At 68.4% G+C, this 17,497-nt stretch carries 11 protein-coding genes; 7 read left to right on the forward strand and 4 right to left on the reverse strand.

Going from position 1 to position 17,497, the window contains the following annotated elements; genetic code table 11:
- Positions 1-121 precede the first annotated feature (121 nt).
- Positions 122-1,237, forward strand: coding sequence for a tetratricopeptide repeat protein (locus MEBOL_RS07430; protein WP_095976754.1), 1,116 nt, complete (start codon positions 122-124; stop codon positions 1,235-1,237).
- Positions 1,234-2,478, forward strand: a complete 1,245-nt coding sequence (locus MEBOL_RS07435; RefSeq protein WP_342747791.1) for a M48 family metalloprotease — start codon at positions 1,234-1,236, stop codon at positions 2,476-2,478. Before MEBOL_RS07430 ends, MEBOL_RS07435 begins: the two co-directional genes overlap by 4 nt.
- A 12-nt stretch (positions 2,479-2,490) precedes the next feature.
- Here MEBOL_RS07435 and MEBOL_RS07440 read toward each other — a convergent pair whose 3' ends face one another.
- The gene (locus tag MEBOL_RS07440) at positions 2,491-3,006 is read right to left on the reverse strand and encodes a tetratricopeptide repeat protein (RefSeq protein WP_095976756.1); all 516 of its coding nucleotides are present in this window, start codon (positions 3,004-3,006) and stop codon (positions 2,491-2,493) included.
- A gap of 8 nt (positions 3,007-3,014) precedes the next feature.
- Positions 3,015-4,082 (reverse strand): hypothetical protein, encoded by a 1,068-nt coding sequence (locus tag MEBOL_RS07445; protein WP_095982642.1) that lies wholly within the window; start codon positions 4,080-4,082, stop codon positions 3,015-3,017.
- Positions 4,083-4,288: 206 nt separating this feature from the next.
- Between MEBOL_RS07445 and ruvX the strand changes: the two genes are divergently transcribed.
- A complete protein-coding gene (gene ruvX / locus MEBOL_RS07450; RefSeq protein ID WP_095976757.1) occupies positions 4,289-4,759 on the forward strand; it encodes a Holliday junction resolvase RuvX in 471 nt (156 codons plus the stop codon).
- Positions 4,760-4,957: 198 nt separating this feature from the next.
- A complete protein-coding gene (locus MEBOL_RS07455) occupies positions 4,958-5,857 on the forward strand; it encodes a hypothetical protein (RefSeq protein ID WP_245919531.1) in 900 nt (299 codons plus the stop codon).
- A 5-nt stretch (positions 5,858-5,862) separates the two neighbouring features.
- On the opposite strand, the gene MEBOL_RS07460 is transcribed toward MEBOL_RS07455, so the two are convergent.
- Together MEBOL_RS07460 and MEBOL_RS07465 are read right to left on the reverse strand one after the other, a co-directional pair.
- On the reverse strand, positions 5,863-8,328 hold the full coding sequence (locus MEBOL_RS07460) for a GAF domain-containing sensor histidine kinase (RefSeq protein WP_095976759.1): 2,466 nt from the start codon (positions 8,326-8,328) through the stop codon (positions 5,863-5,865).
- A 110-nt stretch (positions 8,329-8,438) separates the two neighbouring features.
- Entirely contained in the window at positions 8,439-10,031 is a 1,593-nt protein-coding gene (locus MEBOL_RS07465) for an ArnT family glycosyltransferase (RefSeq protein ID WP_095976760.1), read from the reverse strand.
- A gap of 216 nt (positions 10,032-10,247) precedes the next feature.
- Between MEBOL_RS07465 and MEBOL_RS07470 the strand changes: the two genes are divergently transcribed.
- The 3 genes from MEBOL_RS07470 (at position 10,248) to MEBOL_RS07480 (ending at position 17,492) form a co-directional block, all read left to right on the forward strand.
- Complete coding sequence (locus tag MEBOL_RS07470) at positions 10,248-13,865, forward strand: PAS domain-containing protein (protein WP_095976761.1); 3,618 nt, start codon at positions 10,248-10,250, stop codon at positions 13,863-13,865.
- A gap of 436 nt (positions 13,866-14,301) precedes the next feature.
- A complete protein-coding gene (locus MEBOL_RS07475) occupies positions 14,302-16,371 on the forward strand; it encodes a PrkA family serine protein kinase (protein WP_095976762.1) in 2,070 nt (689 codons plus the stop codon).
- A gap of 11 nt (positions 16,372-16,382) precedes the next feature.
- Complete coding sequence (locus tag MEBOL_RS07480; protein WP_095976763.1) at positions 16,383-17,492, forward strand: DUF444 family protein; 1,110 nt, start codon at positions 16,383-16,385, stop codon at positions 17,490-17,492.
- Positions 17,493-17,497: the final 5 nt, after the last annotated feature.

Here is a 17,497-nt window from a genome sequence, read left to right on the forward strand (position 1 = left end):
AGAACAGACGAGATTAGACTCTTCCCGCCCCTGGGAACCCGGTGTCTCGCGACGCTGTCCTGGGGGCGAGGAGTGCACACGGCCCGGACAAGGGCCCCTGACGCGAACGCGGAGGACACGGATGTCGGCCACCTGGCGCAAATGGGTATGGGTGGGAATCGTCGGCCTGGTGGGATGCCGGACGACAGGCTCGGCGGGACGAGACACCCCGCCCGAGCCGACACGGCAGGAAGTACGCTTCGACGGGGAGATGGTGACGGGAGACCCGGAGCTGGCGTCGCTCAACGACGAGGAGCTGTTCGCGGCCGGCACCTCCGCCTTCGCCGCCAAGGAGTACGCCCAGGCGGTGCGTCACTTCGAGCGGCTCGTGGACTTCCACCCCCAGAGCCCCCACCGGACTGGAGCGCTCTATCAGGCGGGACTCGCCCACGAACGGCTGGAGCAGTGGGAGGACGCGGCCGCGCGCTTCTCCCAGCTGGCGGACGCCCAGAAGGGCACCGGCGACGCGCTGGAGGCCGCCTTCCGTCTGGCCGAGACCCAGTACCACCTGGAGCGCTACACGGACGCCGCCCGGCTGCTGGCCACGCTCGCCGATCGCGAGGATCTCCCCGTCGGCCGGCGCCTGGAGGCCCAGGTGCAGCGGGGCGTGTGCGAGCTGGAGTCCGGACAGCCCGAGCGCGCGGAGACCACCTTGCGCCAGGCCCTCGCCGTCTACGACGCGCTGCCGGACAAGGACGAGGTTGAGAACTATTACCCCGCCCAGGCCCACTTCTTCGTCGGCGAGCTCTACCGGCTGCGCTACGCGGAGGTGAAGCTCGACCCCGCCAAGGGCGCTGACACGCTCGCCAACGACCTGAACTACAAGGCCGAGCTGCTGCTGTCCGCGCAAGGCAACTACCTGCGCGCCATCCGCGTGGGCAATGGCCACTGGGCCACGGCCGCCGGCACGCAGATTGGCGCCCTCTACGAGGACCTGTACGACCAGCTCGTGAATTCGCCCGCCCCCAAGGAACTGGACGCGGAGCAGGCGGAGATCTACCGCGAGGAGCTGCGCAAGAAGGTCCACGTGCTGCTCACCAAGTCCATCGACGTCTACGAGCGCACCCTGGAGGCGGCCGAGCGCATCGGCTCGCACAACACGTTCATCGACAAGACGCGCCAGAGCCTGGAGAAGATGAAGGCCCTGCTGCTCCAGGACGAGGCCCCCGCGCCCCCCCAGGCCCGGCCCCACTCCTGACCCCTGGGAGACAGGGGCTCCGAGGCGCTACGCTCCCACGCGCCATGGAGCCCCTCTTCACGCCCGAGCAGCTCGCCGAGATCAAGGCGTACCACCTGCCGCACTACATCCGCGGCGCGGTGAGCCCCCTGATCTCCCTGGGCACCTTCGCGCTCATCATCGGCGTGCTGCTCCAGCCCTTCTACCGGGGAGCCCAGGGCTGCGCGGCCTGGCTTTCCCACCGCTTCGCGCGCCTGCGCACCGCGCCCGTCCTGCGCGTCGTGGTGAGCGCCCTGGACAAGATGTGGGGCGAGCCGGGTTGGGGCACCGCCATCCTCTTCGCGCTGTTCGTGGACCTCTTCATCGAGCTGCTCTACTCCCCGGCGAACATCTACTTCGGTTACGTGCTGGAGCACCGCTACGGCATGTCCAACTACACCCCGCTGCGCTACGCGCTGGACACCTTCAAGGGGCTCGCGCTGGAGGCCACCGCCTCGTCCATGCTGGTGCTGGGGCTCTACGGGCTGGCCCGGCGCGTGAAGCGCTGGTGGCTGGTGCTGGGCGTGCCCTCGGCGCTGCTGCTGCTGGGCGCCTCGGTGCTCGACCCGTACCGCAGTCAGATCTACTTCCAGCAGGCGCCCCTGGAACAAGGGCCCCTGCGCGAGCGCATCACCTCGCTGATGGCCCGGGCAGAGGTGCCCTTCCAGGACATCCGGGTGGAGAAGACGTCCGTGGAGAGCAAACGCCTGCAGGCGTACTTCGCGGGCATGGGCCCCACACGCACCATCGTGCTCAACGACATCATGCTGCGGGAGTTGACCCCCGAGGAGATCGTCGCCGCCGTCGCGCACGAGTCCGGCCATGTCCACGAGTCGAAATGGCCCGGGCGCATCGCCTCCTCGTTCGCGCTGGTGGCCTTCCTCTTCGCCATTGATCGGCTGCTGCGGCTGGCCGCCGCGCGGGGCTGGTTCGGCACCACGCGCTTCGCGGACATCCGCACCCTGCCCCTGCTGTGGCTGCTCGCCTTCCTCGTCTTCACCCTGAGCGCCCCCGTGTCCGCCGTCTTCTCTCGCGAGCGCGAGCGCGAAGCCGACCGCTACGCCCTCCACCTCACCCAGGACCCCGCCGCCTTCCGCCGCATGCTGGTGAAGGCCGCCCGCGTGAACAAGATGGACCCCGAACCGCCCCGGTGGATCGTCCTCAAGGGGTACAGCCACCCGCCCATCGGCGAGCGGCTGGCCGCCGTTCCCCCCACCCCCTGAGGACGACGTCCCTCACGCCTGGGCCGGCGCTTCCTTCATCTTCTCCACGGCCGCCAACGCGATGGCCCGCACCAGCGCCTTGGCCCGCCGCCCCGCGGACGTCTGCCCGTCCGGATCCGCCTCCACCGCGTTGGCGATGTCCGTGAATCCCTGCCGGTTGCCCTGTTGCAGGTACAGCTCGCCGCGATTGACGAGCGCCACGGGATTGGCCGGATCCCGCTCCAGCGCCGCGCTGTACTCGGTCACGGCCTCCGGCAGGCGCCCCAGCTTCTGGTACACCGTGCCCAGCGCCGCCCGGCTCGCCGAGTCCCGTGGATTGCCCTCCACCAACCCCTCGAAGAGGATGCGCGCCTCCTCGTAGCGCCCCGCGCCCGCCAGGTCACACCCCACCTGGGCGATCGCCTTCGCCTCCTCGAAGGTCATCCCCTCCACCTCCGCCCACGTCGCCTCTCCGCGCGCGAACGCCTTGAGCTTGCCCACCGTCGCCGTGTCCATCGCCGCTCCTTCGTATTTGATGACGCGTCCCATCGTCCGGCTCACGCGCCGCGCATGTTGGAGAGGGCCGTCTTGGCCATCTCGTTGAACTTCATCGACATCGTGCTCATCATCTCGAACATCGTCTTGCGCTTCTCCACGAGCTGCTGCAGCCGCATGGAGAGCCGATCGATGTCGCGCTGGGACTCGGTGAGCGACTTCTCGTTGCCCTTCTCGTTCGAGATGCCCGCCTTCTTGTCCTGAGCCGCCGCGAGGCTGTCCATCGTCTGGAGGATCTCGTCGTCCATCTTCTCCGTGAGGTTCATGAGGATGGCGTTGATCTTCTCCTCCAGGCTCATGCGCGGGTCGTTGATGATGCCCTTGACGCTCGAGCCCGCCGCCGCGCCAGACGTGGGCACACCCTCCGACGCAGGCGGCGTGGACCGCGCTCCCCCCGTCCGTCCAGGCTGCCCATACTGGGCGAAGTCCGCCTTCACCTTGAGGATCTCCCCGCGCACGTCGCCCAGGCTGATGCGGTCGTCGTTCTTCAAGCCCTGGATCACCCGGCCCAGGGGCCCTCCCAGGCTCGCCGACGAGTCGAGCCGCTCGAAGTAGCCCGGGTTGTCCACGAGGAAGCGCGCCGACTGGCGCAGCTCCGGCGACACGCGCGCGTCCCCCGAGATGCGCTGGAGGTCCGTGCGCGACAGCGATCCGTCCAACCGCCCATCCGTCGCGTCCAGATACTGGAAGTTCTGCTCCAGCGTTCGCAGCGAGTGGAGGTAGTCGTTCATCTTGGGATCCAGGTGGCCGTGGCCGGACGTGGCGCACGAGGCGTCATGCGGCCGCGGCGCCGGCTTCGCGTAGCCCTCGCACGCCCGCGAGGTGTCCTTCGGAGCGCAGTACTCGGTGGCCGCCGGTGGGTTCCGGGTCAGCTCCTGGGCGAGCCCCATCGCGCCATTGGCCGCCAGCATCACGTTGCCCGTCATCGCCCCGACCACCGTCTTGGCGGCCTGGGTGATGACCGGGGGCAGCCCCAGGGCATTGCCCGCCATGTCGAGGAGCGCGCCCCCCGACAACAGGTTCGTCACACCGCCCAGGGCACTGCCCAATCCCTTCAGCAAGTCACTCATGGCTCCTCCCGCGCGGAGGGAGGGCGCCGTGCCCCCCATCGCCGCGCCGTGTTCCGCGCCCGACGGCTTGCAGCGGCGATGCCGCGCCCGGCCTGGCTCCGACGCCAACGAATTCAATGGGTTGGCCCGTCATCCCCGCCCCACTGAGTCCTCGGTCACGGACGGAGCGGTCCTTGGAAGAGGATTGAGGCTAGATTGCGGCGCGCATGCGCACCCTGGGCCTCGACGTGGGCACCAAGACGATTGGCGTCGCCGTTTCGGACGCGTTGGGACTCACCGCCCAGACGGTCACCACCGTGCGGCGCACGAGCCTCAAGGTGGACCTGGCCGCCCTCCAGAAGCTGGTCGAGGAGTACGAGGCCCGCGGCTTCGTGGTCGGGCTTCCGCTCAACATGGACGGCAGCGAGGGCCCTCGCGCCGAGGCCACGCGCCGCTTCGTGGACGTGCTCACCCAGACGTTCGGCCTGCCCGTGGAGTTGTGGGACGAGCGCCTGTCCACCGTGGCCGCCCAGCGCACCCTGCTGGAAGCGGACCTGTCCCGCGCCAAGCGCCGCGAGGTCATCGACCAGATGGCCGCCCAGTTCATCCTCCAGGGTTGGCTCGATGCCCGGCATGCCGCCCAGGCACGGGCCATTCACGCCGAGGACGAACCGGACGATGACGACGCCGGGACGTGAGTGAGGACGCGCTCGACGGCCCGCTAGAAGCCTCCGCGACCCATCGAGGAGAGGACCCGTACCCGAGGCCACCCACTTCCGGGCCTTGTCGTGTCCATTTTTCAAGGACACGGGGACGGTTCTTCTTCCTGGGTGAGGTGGATCATGGCCGAGGCAACACACGAAACGAGATGGGCGGGCTTTCTAGCGAGGGGTCCCGTGAGGGTCAGTTGGGGCGCGATCTTCGCGGGGACCGTGACGGCGGTGGGGTTGTGGGCGCTCCTCTACACGCTTGGCCTCGCGATGGGGCTCTCCTCCATCAACCCCCATGACGCCACGAGCGCGAAGACCTCTGGCATCTTCGCGGGCATCTGGAGCCTCGTCGCTCCGCTCATCGCCCTCTTCGTGGGGGGCATCGTGGCGGGGCGGGGCGCGGGCGCCCAGACGAAGGCGAGCGGAGGCATCCACGGACTCGTCATGTGGGGTGTCACCACGATCGCGGGCATCTGGTTGCTGACCGGCGTGCTGACCTCCCTGGTCGGAGGCGTGTTCTCGGTGGGCAGGACGGCCGTGCAGGCAACGGGGGCGACCGTGGCCGCTGGTGCCTCCCAGGCGGGCAATCTGGGACAGGTGGCGCGCAACTTCGGGCTCGACGCCGATGACGCCCTGCGCCCCATCAACGAGCGCCTGGTCGAAGAGGGGAAGCCCCCCGTGACGGCCGAGCAGCTCGAGGGCGCCATCCGCGACGCGGTCACCACGGCCGTGCAACAGGGCCGCATCGACAGGCAGTCGTTGATCCAATCGCTCGCCGACAAGACGGCCCTGACCCGCGCGGACGCCGAGGAGGTCGCCGGACGGGTCGAGGCCCAGTTCAACGCCTTCCAGGGCAAGGTGACGCAGGCGGCCCAATCGGTCCAGACGGGCGCCCTCAAGGCCGCGGACACCACGGGCATCGTGTTCTGGGGCGTCTTCGGCGCCCTCTTCCTCGGCCTCATCTCGGCCGTGCTGGGCGGAGCCGTGGGAGTGAGCCGGCGCCAGCAGGCCTACGCGGAGCCCCCCCTTATCTCGCCTTCCGAGGGCGGCCTGCCTCCCGGTCCTCGCCGCGAGGTGTATCCGTAAGCCCTTCAAGACGAGGCGCCGCTGGCTCCTGGCGGCGCCTCGTGGGTCTTCCGGGGCAACCGCAGGGTGAAGCAGGTGCCCGCATCGGAGGTGGAGTGCACGCCGATGGTCCCCCCGTGCGCCTGGGCGATCTGCTCGACGATGAAGAGACCCAGGCCCAGACCCGAGGTCGAATGCGCATCGCCCGAGACGGCCCGGCGGAAGGGCTCGAAGATGTTCGGCAGCAGGTCCAGGGGAATGGGCGGTCCCCCGTTATGGACCTCCACGCGCACGGCCTCGCCCTCGTCGTGGAGGGAGAAGTCCACGGACGAACCCAGGGGGCTGTAGTCGAGCGCGTTCTTGCCCAGGTTGCCCAGCAACTGCGCGAGCCGGTCCGGATCCCACTCCCCCTGGAACTGGCCCTCGGCCGTCAGCCGCAACTCCCGCCCCGGATGGCTGCTCTCCAGTTCCTCCAGCACCTGATTGCACAGCAGGCGCAGATTGGAGGGCCGTGGCTGGATGGGGATGCCGCCTCCGAGCCGGCCCCGCGTGAAGTCCAGCAGCTCGCCAATCATCCGCACCATGCGCTCGGCGCTGGTGACGATGCGGCGCGCCAGCTTCGTGTGGGTCGCGGGCAGGCCCTCCGTCCTCAACAACCCATTGGCGGACAACAGGATGGCGTTGAGTGGATTGCGCAGATCATGCGAGACGACGCCCAGGAAGCGCTCGCGGAACTCGGCTGTCTGGCGCAACCGCTCCTCCTGCAGCGTGCGCTCGGTGACATCCACCACGACGCACCCCACTCCGAGCATCCGTCCATCCCTCGCGCGCACCGGGAAGTAGTCCCCCACCCAGTGGCGCAGGGCCCCCGGCTCCCGGGCGATGCAGCCGGAGAACTCGTCGCCCCGGTACACCTCGCCCGTCTCCAAGACGTGCCGCAACAGGGGAACGAGCCACTCCGCCCGCTCGCCGAACACCTCCTCCACCGTCCTGCCTCGGTGCGCGTCCACCGACAGCCCGTTGATCTCGGCGAGTGCTTCATTGGTGCGCACGAAACGCAGCGAGGGATCCAGGAAGGCCAATCCCACCGGAGCCGTGGCCAGCAGCGAGTCCAGCAGCGCCAGGGTCTCGGTCTGCTCGCGCTCCCGGTCGAGCCGTTCCGTCTCATCGCGCGCGTTGAGCACGGCGCCCGCCAGCGAACCATCCGGCCGCCACAGGGGCGCCGCCGTACCGATCAGGGTGCGCACCGAGCCATCCAGACGCCGCACCTTCCACCGGTCCTCCGTCACCACCTCGTTCTGCAGGGCCCGGTAGAGGCACACCTCCTCGAACTTCATGGGACGCTCGTCCAGGGTGAGCAGGCCGTAAGTACCGCTCCACTCCGAGGGAGGGACCTCCTTGAACCCGAAGCCGTGCAGTTGCTCGGCGGCGGTGTTGAAGACGCGCATCACCCCCTGCGCGTCCGCCATGATGATGGCGTCACTGCTCTGCTCGATGATGAGCTGCAGCTGCTGCTTGCGCTCCTCGGCCTCGGCCCGCGCCGCGTGCTCGCGCGCCGAGAGCCAGGCCTGGATGATGAGGATGGTGGCCCGGCTCACCATGGCCCGGAAGAGCAGCTTGTCCTCGTTGGAGAACTCGACGGCGGTGCGGCTGCCCATGTGCGCCACGCCGATGACCTCTCCGCCGTACATCAACGGCACCCCATAGAGGGCATGCGTTCCCCGCGCTCGAAGCGCCTCGTCGCGCACCCGGGGGTCCGTCGCCGCCGAGCGCAGCTCGAAGGGCCGCTGCTCCGCCGCGATGACGCCGCAGAAGCCCTCGCCCACCCGCTCACTGAAATCATGGGCCCCGCCGTGCTCCAGCCCCACCGAGGCACGCACCTTCAGGAGTTCCCCCTCGCGCAGCATCAGCGTGACGGAGTCCACCGCCTCGGTCGTCTCCAACATCACGCGCAAGAGCCGGGGCAGGAAGGCATCCAGCTCCTCCGCGCCGAGCGCCGCCTCGGAAATGCGATCGAGCGCCACCAGGGTGCGCTCGCGGGCGCGGGTGTAGCGCGACACGGCCGCGGACACCGCCTCGTCGAAGGTGCGGTTGAAGGACACCACCTCCCGCATCGCCACCGCCATGGACGAGTCGCCATGGGCCTCCACGTATTCGCCATAGCGCTGGAGGATGCAGGCCCGCAGCAGCGCGTATTCCTCGGCCACCGCATCCAGGTCGTAGCCCGAGTCCAGCCGCTCCAGGGCATGCACTTCGGGCATCCGCTCGAGGGAGCCATGCCCGCCTGTGTGGACTTTGTCCACCACGTTGGCGATGCGCTCCAGGAGATCCGGGAGATGGTCCATCAACCGGGGCCGGGAGAGCCCCTGGGTGCAAGGCAACCGGCGCACCGACGCTTCCCAGTCCTCCAGGATGCGCGTGCGATGCGCCCGGATGAACGTGCCCAGGCGGAAGTGCTCGGCTTGAACCCCAACGGTGTCGTGATTGACCATGGTCGGAAGGGGGAACGTTGGCCAGGTCCGGCATTCAACGGCCTGTCCAAAGAGCCTCGCCCCCCCGCCTGGAGCCCCCTCGGCAAGCCATCTGCTTGCCTACCCTAAGGCTAACGGCGGCGGTAGACGTGCAGCGGAGCGGAGAAGCCGTCGAGTTCTCCATACTCCACGCCATCGAGCACCAGCGTGCGGCCCCGCAGGGTGACGCCCTTGTCCTTCACCAACGAACCTTCATCGAAGCGCACCAGGTATTCCGGCTGGGCCTCGCGCAGATGCTTGCGGAAGGTTTCCCAGCGCACCCGGGCGAGCCGCTCGTCCGGCAGCCCGGAAAAGAAGGCCAGTTGGAGATCCAGGTAGCGCGGATCGTCATCCAGCACGGCCGCGCCGCCCTTCGCGGCGGCCTCCTCCTTGAGGAAGCGGGCGACCTGCATCACCGGCACCGGGTTGGTGGAGGTGGGGCTCACCGGGCGCATCGTGTCCCGGGGGCCGCCATCCGCGCGGAAGGTGAAGAGGCCCATGCCCAGCGGCACGGCCACCGCCAATACGCCGCACACCGCGGCCAGGGCCTTGCGCACCCCGGGACCCCGCGCGCCCACACACGCCTCGAAGCCCGGCCCCACGAAGGGCAGCAGCAGCGCCAGTTCCGTCACGGTGAAACGCCCGAGCGGCTGGAAATCCATCAGCACCGCCGCCCGGAAGGTGAAGTACGCGGTGGGCACCAGCGCCGCGAGCGTCAGCCAGCGCACATCGGGCCGGCTCCGCCACGTGCGCCACATGCCCACCATGCCCAGCAGCGCCACGCCCGGAGACAGGGTGATGAAGGCCATGCCGGGCCAGAAGCCCAGGCTCTCCAAGCGGTAGCGCAGGGGGCCCATCCACGCGACGCCGTCCTTCACCCACTGCTCATGGAACTGCTCCACGATCTTCACGGGGTAGAACGGGTCTCCGTGCGCCATCTCGTTGCCCTGCATCCACAACAGGGGAAACGGCAGACACACGATGCCGAAGCCCACCGCGCGCGTGAAGCCGGCGATCCGATCCGGGCCCCAGAAGAGCAGCAACAGGCAGAGCAGCGGCATGAAGAGCCAGGCGTCGTAGCGCGTGGCGCACGCCAGGTTGAGCACCAGCGCCGCCTTGAACAACGGCCCCATGCGGTTCTCGTCCAACCCCTCCGCCAGCAACGCGAACGTCCACAGCATGAGGAAGAGCGACAGCGCCTCGCTCGCGGCCGTGGTGGACATCTGCAGGTGCATGCCCCAGACGCTGAAGGCCAGTCCCGCCGCCACGCCCGCGCGCCAGCCGAACAGCCGCCGGGTGAGCGCGAAGAGCGGCACCACGGACAGCACGCCGAACAGCAGGCTCACCAGCCGCCCCGCGAGCGCCTTGTCGGGCACCCCCTTGAGCGCGGCGCCCACCAGGTACAGGTGCAGGGGACCGAACTGGAAGGCCCCATCCTTATAAGAGGTGATGAGGTGGGGCTCCCTCGCCCAGCGCTCCGCGAGCTCCGTGCGCGCCACCGCGTCGCCGTAGAAGTTCTCGTTGATGGGCATCAACAACAGCCGGGGCAGCAGCGCCGCGGCGAGGAGCAGGCCCAGCAGCCACCGGGTGCTGGGTTCCGGCGCCAGCTCGCGCACGGTGGAGAGGGCGGAAGGAGCGCCCGGAGCGGGCGAGGACGTGACGGAAACAGGCGAGGCGGACGACATGCGGCCGCGGAGAATACGCAGGCGCGGCCCAAAACCAAGAGAGCGTCCCCCCGGACGAACCTTTTGGCGCTCCCCGTACCGGTCGACAGCCTGTCAAGCACACATCTCCAGGGCGAGTCCGTACCGGATGACTCCACTCTGTTCCCTGGTACGCACAGAGGGGTGCCGCGACGTCTTTTCGCGAGGTGATGTGTTACGCCCATCCCCCACGAGCGCATGGACGCCATCCCCCAACACCCGCCCGGAGAATCCCCCCCCGAGGGTCCCATCCCCAGGCGCTCCTCGCTTCCGCTGCTCGCGGGACATCTCCTGGCGCTGGTGGCCGTGGGGCTCATCACCGCGCTCTTCCTGCAATCGACCCATCGGCTGACCAGCACGTCGCGGGGCGCGGCCCACTCGCTCGACTTCATCAACGAAGCGGACCACCTGCTGTACCTGGTGAAGGACGCGGAGACGAGCCAGCGCGGCCTCCTGTTCATGCACGAGGCACCCGACCCCGCGGCGTTCGAGGAAACCCGGCGTCGCATCGGACTGTCCTTGGCCCGGCTGCGGCAACTCGCCCCGGAGGAGCCCCGCCAACGCGAGCGGCTTGATCGGATGGAACTGCTCGTGCGCAGGGAGCTGGCGCTGCTCGAGCGCAACCTCGCGCTCACCCGCGCCGGGCAACCCGACGTGGCGCTCGCCGCCCTGCGCGAGGGGGACAGCCAGCGCATCCTGGACGAGCTGCGGGCCCTGGAGGAACGGGTGGACGCGGAGGAGCAGCGGCGGCTGGAGGAGCAGCGCGAGCGGCTCACCAGGGACGCCAGACGCTCGGAGCTCATCGTGCTGCTGGGCAGCGGCCTGGTCATGACCCTCCTCGCCCTGACCTCCTTCTCCCTCGTGCGGGAGACCCGGGCACGCGAGCGCCACCAGGAGCGGGAGCAGCGGGCCCAGGTGGCGGCGGAAGCGGAGCGCCAGCGCCAGCGCTACCAGCGCATCCTCACCCAGGTGCCCGCCGCGGTGGGCGTCTACCGGGCGGGGGATCAGCGCTGCGAGCTGGCCAACCCCATGCTCGTCAGGCTCCTCGGAGGCGGCGAACTCGTCGGACGTACCGCGCGCGAGGCCTTCTCCACGCCCACCCACGAGCGGCTGCTCGAGTCGCTGGACACGCTCTTCCGGAGCGGACAGGGCGCCTCGGGCATGGGCCACCGGTGGGTGTTCGACAACGGCACCGAGGGCTCGGTGGCCGAGGTCTTCGTCGACTACACCCTCCAGCCCCTGGTGGACGCCCACGGCCAGGTGGAGGCGGCGCTCCTGTTCGCGGTGGACGTGACGGAGCAGGTGCGCGCGCAACAAGCGGCGAAGGAGGCCCTGGCGAATCGCCAGCGGGCGGAGGTCGCGCTCCGGGAAAACGAAGCCCACCTGCGCCGGACGTTGAAGGCCGCGGAGGTGGGCTCCTGGGAGGCGGACCTGCGCGCCCGGCGCTTGACGTGGTCGCCCCAGGTCGAGGCGATGTCCGGCATGACGCCCCACTCCTTTCCGGGCACCTTCGACGCCTTCCTCGCGCTGTTGCATCCGGAGGACCGCCCCAGGATGGCGAGCCGGCTGGCCAGGCCCATGCGGATCGGGGATGAGTTCCGGCTGGAGTACCGCATCCTGCGCGCGGATGGCGGCGTGCGCTGGCACGAGAACCGAGGCCGGGTCCTGCTCGACGAGGCGGGGCAGCCCACGCGGCTCGCGGGGGTGCTGTTGGACATCACCTCGCGCAAGCAGGCCGAACAGTCGCAGCGCGAGTCCGAGGCCCGCTTCCGCCTGCTCGCGGAAACCCTGCCCCAGCTCATCTGGATGACCCGGCCGGACGGCTCGGCCGAGTACTTCAATCCCCGCTGGTACGAGTACACGGGACAGACGCCCGAGCAGGCGAGCCAACACGGTTGGCTCCTGGCCATACACCCGGACGATCTGACGGCCACGCGGGAGGCGATCCAACGGGCGCTCACCTCCAGGCATTTCTACCGCGCGGAGTACCGGCTGCGCCGGGGCGCGGATGACACCTACCGCTGGTTCATCTCCCAGGGGATCGCCCTGCGCGATGCCACGGGCACCATCACGCACTGGTTCGGCTCGTCCACGGACATCGATGATCAGAAGCGCGGCATCGATTCACTGCGCTTCCTGTCCGAGGTGAGCGAGGCGCTGGCCGGCTCTTCGTTGGACCCCATGACCACCATCCAGGAAGTGGCCCGCCTCACCGTGCCGACGTTCGCGGACTGGTGCGTGGTGGACCTGATGGGCGAAGAGGGCCACATGGAGCGGGTGGAGGTGGCCCACGCGGATGAGTCCAAGAAGGAGGCCGCGGCCGTGCTGCGCCGCTATCCTCCCGTGGGCAAGGCCGAACATCCCCCCAGCCAGGCCGCGCGGCTGGATCAAACCATCTTCGTGCCGGAGATGACGCGGTCGTTCCTCGAACGCATTACCCAGAACGAGGAGCACCAGGACGCCGCCCGCTCGCTGGGGATCCACTCCCTCATCTCCGTGCCACTGCTCGCGCGGGGCCGCACGCTCGGCGTGCTCACGTTCCTCACCACCGCCTTCTCCGGCCGCCGCTACGGGCGCGCGGACACGCTGCGCTTCGAGGAGGTGGCGCATCGGGCGGCGATGGCCCTCGACAACGCCCGCCTCTTCTCGCTCGCCCGGGCAGAAGCCGAGCGCGCGGAGGAGGCCAACCGGCTCAAGGACGAGTTCCTGGCCACCGTGAGCCACGAGCTGCGCACACCCCTCACGGCGATGATCGGCTGGTTGAAGCTGCTGCGCGATGGCCGGCTGACTCCCGCCAAGCAGACGCGCGCGCTCGAGACGGTGGACCGCAACGCCCACGCCCAGGCGCAGCTCGTCGAGGACCTCCTGGACGTCAGCCGCATCGTCTCCGGCAAGCTGCGGCTGGAGACGAAGCCCGTGCATCTGGCGAGCGTCGTCCAGGCGGCCATGGACTCGGTGCGCCCCGCCGCGGAGGCCAAGGGCATGCGCCTGCATGCCGACCTCGCTCCCCAGGGCGATCTGGTGCAGGGAGACGCGGGCCGGCTGCAACAGGTGGCGTGGAACCTGTTGTCCAACGCGGTGAAGTTCTCTCCGGCCGAGAGCACCGTCTGGGTGCGGCTGCGGCGCGTGGACACCTCGGTGGAGCTGACCGTCCGGGACGAGGGACCGGGCATTCCCGAGGACTTCCTGCCCCACCTGTTCGAGCGCTTCCGCCAGCTCGACGGGGGCACCACGCGCCAACATGGAGGACTGGGCCTGGGGCTCGCCATCGTGCGCCACCTCGTGGAGCTGCACGGAGGAACGGTGGGCGCCACGAGCGGTCCGCCAGGCGGGGGTGCCACCTTCACCGTCCGTCTGCCGCTCGCCCTGCCCCGCGCCACCGCGCCCGAGCCTCCGCGACCCGAACCCCCGCCCCGTTCCTCCGAGCTCGCCGGGCGGCGCATCCTCGTGGTGGACGACGAGGAAGACGGCCGCGAGATGCTCAAGCTGGTGTTGGAGGACCACGGCGCGCACGTCATCACCGCCGCCTCCGCCACGGAGGGCCTGCGCCTGCTCGGCACCGAGCGGCCCGAGCTGCTCGTGTCGGACATCGGCCTGCCGGGGGAGGACGGCTACGCGCTCATCTCCCGGGTCCGCGCGCTGCCCGCGTCCGAGGGGGGGCAGATCGCCGCCGTGGCCCTCACCGCCTACGCCCGGGGGGAGGATCGCACCCGCGCGCTGAGCGCCGGCTTCGACATGCACGTGTCCAAACCCATCCACCCCGACGAGCTATTGTCCGTGCTCGCCAACCTCATCATGCTGCCCCCGCGCAACTAGAGGCGCCGCCTGAGTGTTCATCCACCAACATCCCAGACCGGGAGCACCTGTCCGCGATGGGCCGACATGTAGAGCAGACGGGGACGCGGCCCCACAGCCGACCGTTCAATATCCGCTCGTCCCTTCGTCCAGCCGTTCACTGATGACCGGCCGATGGGTGCGGCCCTGCCCTGACGAAGGCGGTCGTTTATAATGGGGTGTGCCTTTTCACCCCGTGGAAGGTGGAGCGCGCCGCAGCGGCGACGCGCCCTCCCGACACGAGCTGGCCACGCGGTCCCACCCCGCGGCGGGGTCCCGAAAGGGCAGTCGAATGATGGCGTCGTTCTGGGACCCGTCATGGGTGGGAATTGGAATGGCCCAGTACCCCCCCAGGTTCATTTTGAGGCCCTCCTGAGAGCGCGGAATTCCGCGCATCCAGGGTGCCCGAGGGAGAGTCATGAAGGACTTGGAAAACAAGGGTTCGTGGGTCGCGAGGATCGCCGCGTTCCAGGACGCGAAGACCTACGCGGAACTCCACTGGGAGGGCTCCTTCGAGGACTACCTCGACATCGTCCGGAAGAACCCCAAGGTGACCCGCACCGCCTTCCAGAGGATCTACGACATGATCCTCTCTCACGGGAAGAGCGAGTACATCGACAACAAGAAGAAGCTCATCCGCTACCACTTCTTCTCCGACGAGAAGTTCGGCGGCCGGGACGCCATCTTCGGCCTGGACGTGCCGCTGATGAAGCTCGTCAACGTCTTCAAGTCCGCGGCCCAGGGCTACGGCACGGAAAAGCGCGTCATCCTCCTGCACGGCCCCGTGGGCTCCTCCAAGTCCACCATCGCCCGCCTGCTCAAGAAGGGCCTGGAGGAGTACTCCAAGACGCCCGAGGGCGCCGCCTACACGTTCAGCTGGACCATCGACAAGAAGAGCCCCGATGGCAACGGCACCGTGCGCGAGAAGATGAAGTGCCCGATGAACGAGGAGCCGCTCAACCTCATCCCCCGCGAGTGGCGCCAGAAGGCGCTCTCGGAGCTGGCCCCCGCGGAGAGCGGCTACTCCATTCCCACCGGCAGCGAGCTGTGCCCCGCGTGCCGCTACGTCTTCAAGGACCTGATGACGCAGTACAAGGGTGACTTCGCCAAGGTCATCGAGCACGTCACGGTCAACCGCCTGGTCTTCAGCGAGAAGGACCGCGTGGGCATCGGCACCTTCCAGCCCAAGGACGAGAAGAACCAGGACTCCACCGAGCTCACCGGCGACATCAACTACCGGAAGATCGCCGAGTACGGCTCGGACTCGGACCCGCGCGCCTTCAACTTCGATGGCGAGTTCAACATCGCCAACCGCGGCCTCATCGAGTTCGTGGAAGTGCTCAAGCTCGACGTCGCCTTCCTCTACGACCTCCTGGGTGCCTCGCAAGAGCACAAGATCAAGCCCAAGAAGTTCCCCCAGACGGACATCGACGAGGTCATCATCGGGCACACCAACGAGCCCGAGTTCAAGAAGCTCGAGACCAACGAGTTCATGGAGGCCTTGCGTGACCGTACGGTGAAGATCGACATCCCGTACATCACCAAGCTGTCCGAGGAGGTGAAGATCTACGAGAAGGACTTCAACTCCCGCGCCATCAAGGGCAAGCACATCGCGCCGCACACCCTGGAGATGGCCGCCATGTGGGCCGTGCTCACGCGCCTGGAGGAGCCCAAGAAGCACAACCTGTCGCTCCTGCAGAAGCTCAAGCTCTACAACGGCAAGACGCTGCCCAACTTCACCGAGGACAACATCAAGGAGCTGCGCAAGGAGTCCAGCCGGGAAGGCCTCGAGGGCATCAGCGCCCGCTACATCCAGGACAAGATCTCCAACGCCCTGGTGAGCGACAAGGGCGAGGGCTGCATCAACCCCTTCATGGTGCTCAACGAGCTGGAGGCGGGCCTCAAGGGCCACTCGCTCATCAACAGCGACGACGCGCGCAAGCGCTTCCGCGAGATGCTCACCAGCGTGAAGCAGGAGTACGAGGACGTCGTCAAGAACGAGGTCCAGCGCGCCATCAGCGCCGACGAGGACGCCATCGGCAAGCTGTGCGGCAACTACATCGACAACATCAAGGCCTACACCCAGAAGGAGAAGGTCAAGAACAAGTACACCGGCCTCTACGAGGAGCCGGATGAGCGCCTGATGCGCTCCATCGAGGAGAAGATCGACATCCCGGACACCCGCAAGGACGACTTCCGCCGGGAGATCATGAACTACATCGGCGCGCTCGCCGTGGACGGCAAGACGTTCAACTACCGGACCAACGAGCGGCTGCACAAGGCGCTCGAGCTCAAGCTCTTCGAGGACCAGAAGGACAGCATCAAGCTCAAGAACCTGGTGTCCACGGTGGTGGACAAGGAGACGCAGGAGAAGATCGACCTGGTGAAGGACCGGTTGATGAAGAACTACGGCTACTGCGAGATCTGCTCCACGGACGTGCTCAACTTCGTGGCGAGCATCTTCGCCCGCGGTGACGCCAAGGAATAAGGGGCCCGATCGTGTCTTTGCGCATCCACCAGGACCACTCACGCTTCAAACAGATCGTCCGCGGGAAGATCAAATCCAACCTGCGCAAGTACGTGCAGAAGGGGGAGATGATCGGCAAGAAGGGCAAGGACACGATCTCCATCCCCATTCCCTTCATCGACATCCCCCACTTCAAGTACGGCCACAAGGAGCAGGGGGGCGTGGGCCAGGGGGATGGCGAGGTCGGGCAGCAGCTCTCCCCCGGCGCCGTGCAGCCGGGAGATGGGCACCAGGCCGGCCAGGGCGAGGGGGACCACAACCTGGAGGTCGACGTCACGCTCGACGAGCTGGCGCAGATATTGGGCGAGGAGCTGCGCCTGCCCAACATCGAGCGGCGGCAGAACGAGAAGATCGTCACCCAGAAGATCCGCTACACCGGGGTCAACACCACGGGCCCCGAGTCGCTGCGCCACTTCAAGCGCACCTACAAGCAGGCGCTCCGGCGGCAGATCGCCATGGGGACGTATGACGCCTCCCGGCCCATCATCATCCCCACGCGCGAGGACCGGCGCTACCGCAGCTACAAGCTGCAGGAGCTGCCGGAGACCAACGCGGTCATCATCTACATGATGGACGTGTCGGGCTCGATGGGCGACGAGCAGAAGGAGATCGTCCGCATCGAGAGCTTCTGGCTCGATACGTGGCTGCGCCACCAGTACAAGGGGCTGGAGGCGCGCTACATCATCCACGACGCCGTGGCGCGCGAGGTGGACCGCGACACCTTCTTCCACACCCGCGAGTCCGGCGGCACGATGATCTCCAGCGCCTACAAGCTGTGCCGGGACATCATCAAGGCGGACTACCCCAAGAGCGCGTGGAACATCTACCCGTTCCACTTCTCCGACGGCGACAACTGGAGCGCGGACGACACGCGCCAGTGCATCGAGATGCTCCGCGAGGACATCCTGCCCGGGGTGAACCAGTTCGCCTACGGCCAGGTGGAGAGCCCCTACGGCAGCGGCCAGTTCATCAAGGACCTGCGCGAGGCCGTCGGGGACGCCACCAACGTCGCCCTGAGCGAGATCGCCGACAAGGACGCCATCTATCCCTCCATCAAGGATTTCCTCGGCAAGGGCCGCTAGACGCC

The sequence above is a fragment of the Melittangium boletus DSM 14713 genome (genome assembly GCF_002305855.1).
Classification (GTDB): domain Bacteria; phylum Myxococcota; class Myxococcia; order Myxococcales; family Myxococcaceae; genus Cystobacter; species Cystobacter boletus.

Coding starts and splice junctions, on each gene's coding strand:
- MEBOL_RS07430 (WP_095976754.1), top strand. CDS start 122: ATGTCGGCCACCTGGCGCAAATGGGTATGGGTGGGAATCGTCGGCCTG.
- MEBOL_RS07440 (WP_095976756.1), bottom strand. CDS start 3,006: ATGGGACGCGTCATCAAATACGAAGGAGCGGCGATGGACACGGCGACG.
- MEBOL_RS07445 (WP_095982642.1), bottom strand. CDS start 4,082: ATGAGTGACTTGCTGAAGGGATTGGGCAGTGCCCTGGGCGGTGTGACG.
- ruvX (WP_095976757.1), top strand. CDS start 4,289: ATGCGCACCCTGGGCCTCGACGTGGGCACCAAGACGATTGGCGTCGCC.
- MEBOL_RS07460 (WP_095976759.1), bottom strand. CDS start 8,328: ATGGTCAATCACGACACCGTTGGGGTTCAAGCCGAGCACTTCCGCCTG.
- MEBOL_RS07465 (WP_095976760.1), bottom strand. CDS start 10,031: ATGTCGTCCGCCTCGCCTGTTTCCGTCACGTCCTCGCCCGCTCCGGGC.
- MEBOL_RS07470 (WP_095976761.1), top strand. CDS start 10,248: ATGGACGCCATCCCCCAACACCCGCCCGGAGAATCCCCCCCCGAGGGT.
- MEBOL_RS07475 (WP_095976762.1), top strand. CDS start 14,302: ATGAAGGACTTGGAAAACAAGGGTTCGTGGGTCGCGAGGATCGCCGCG.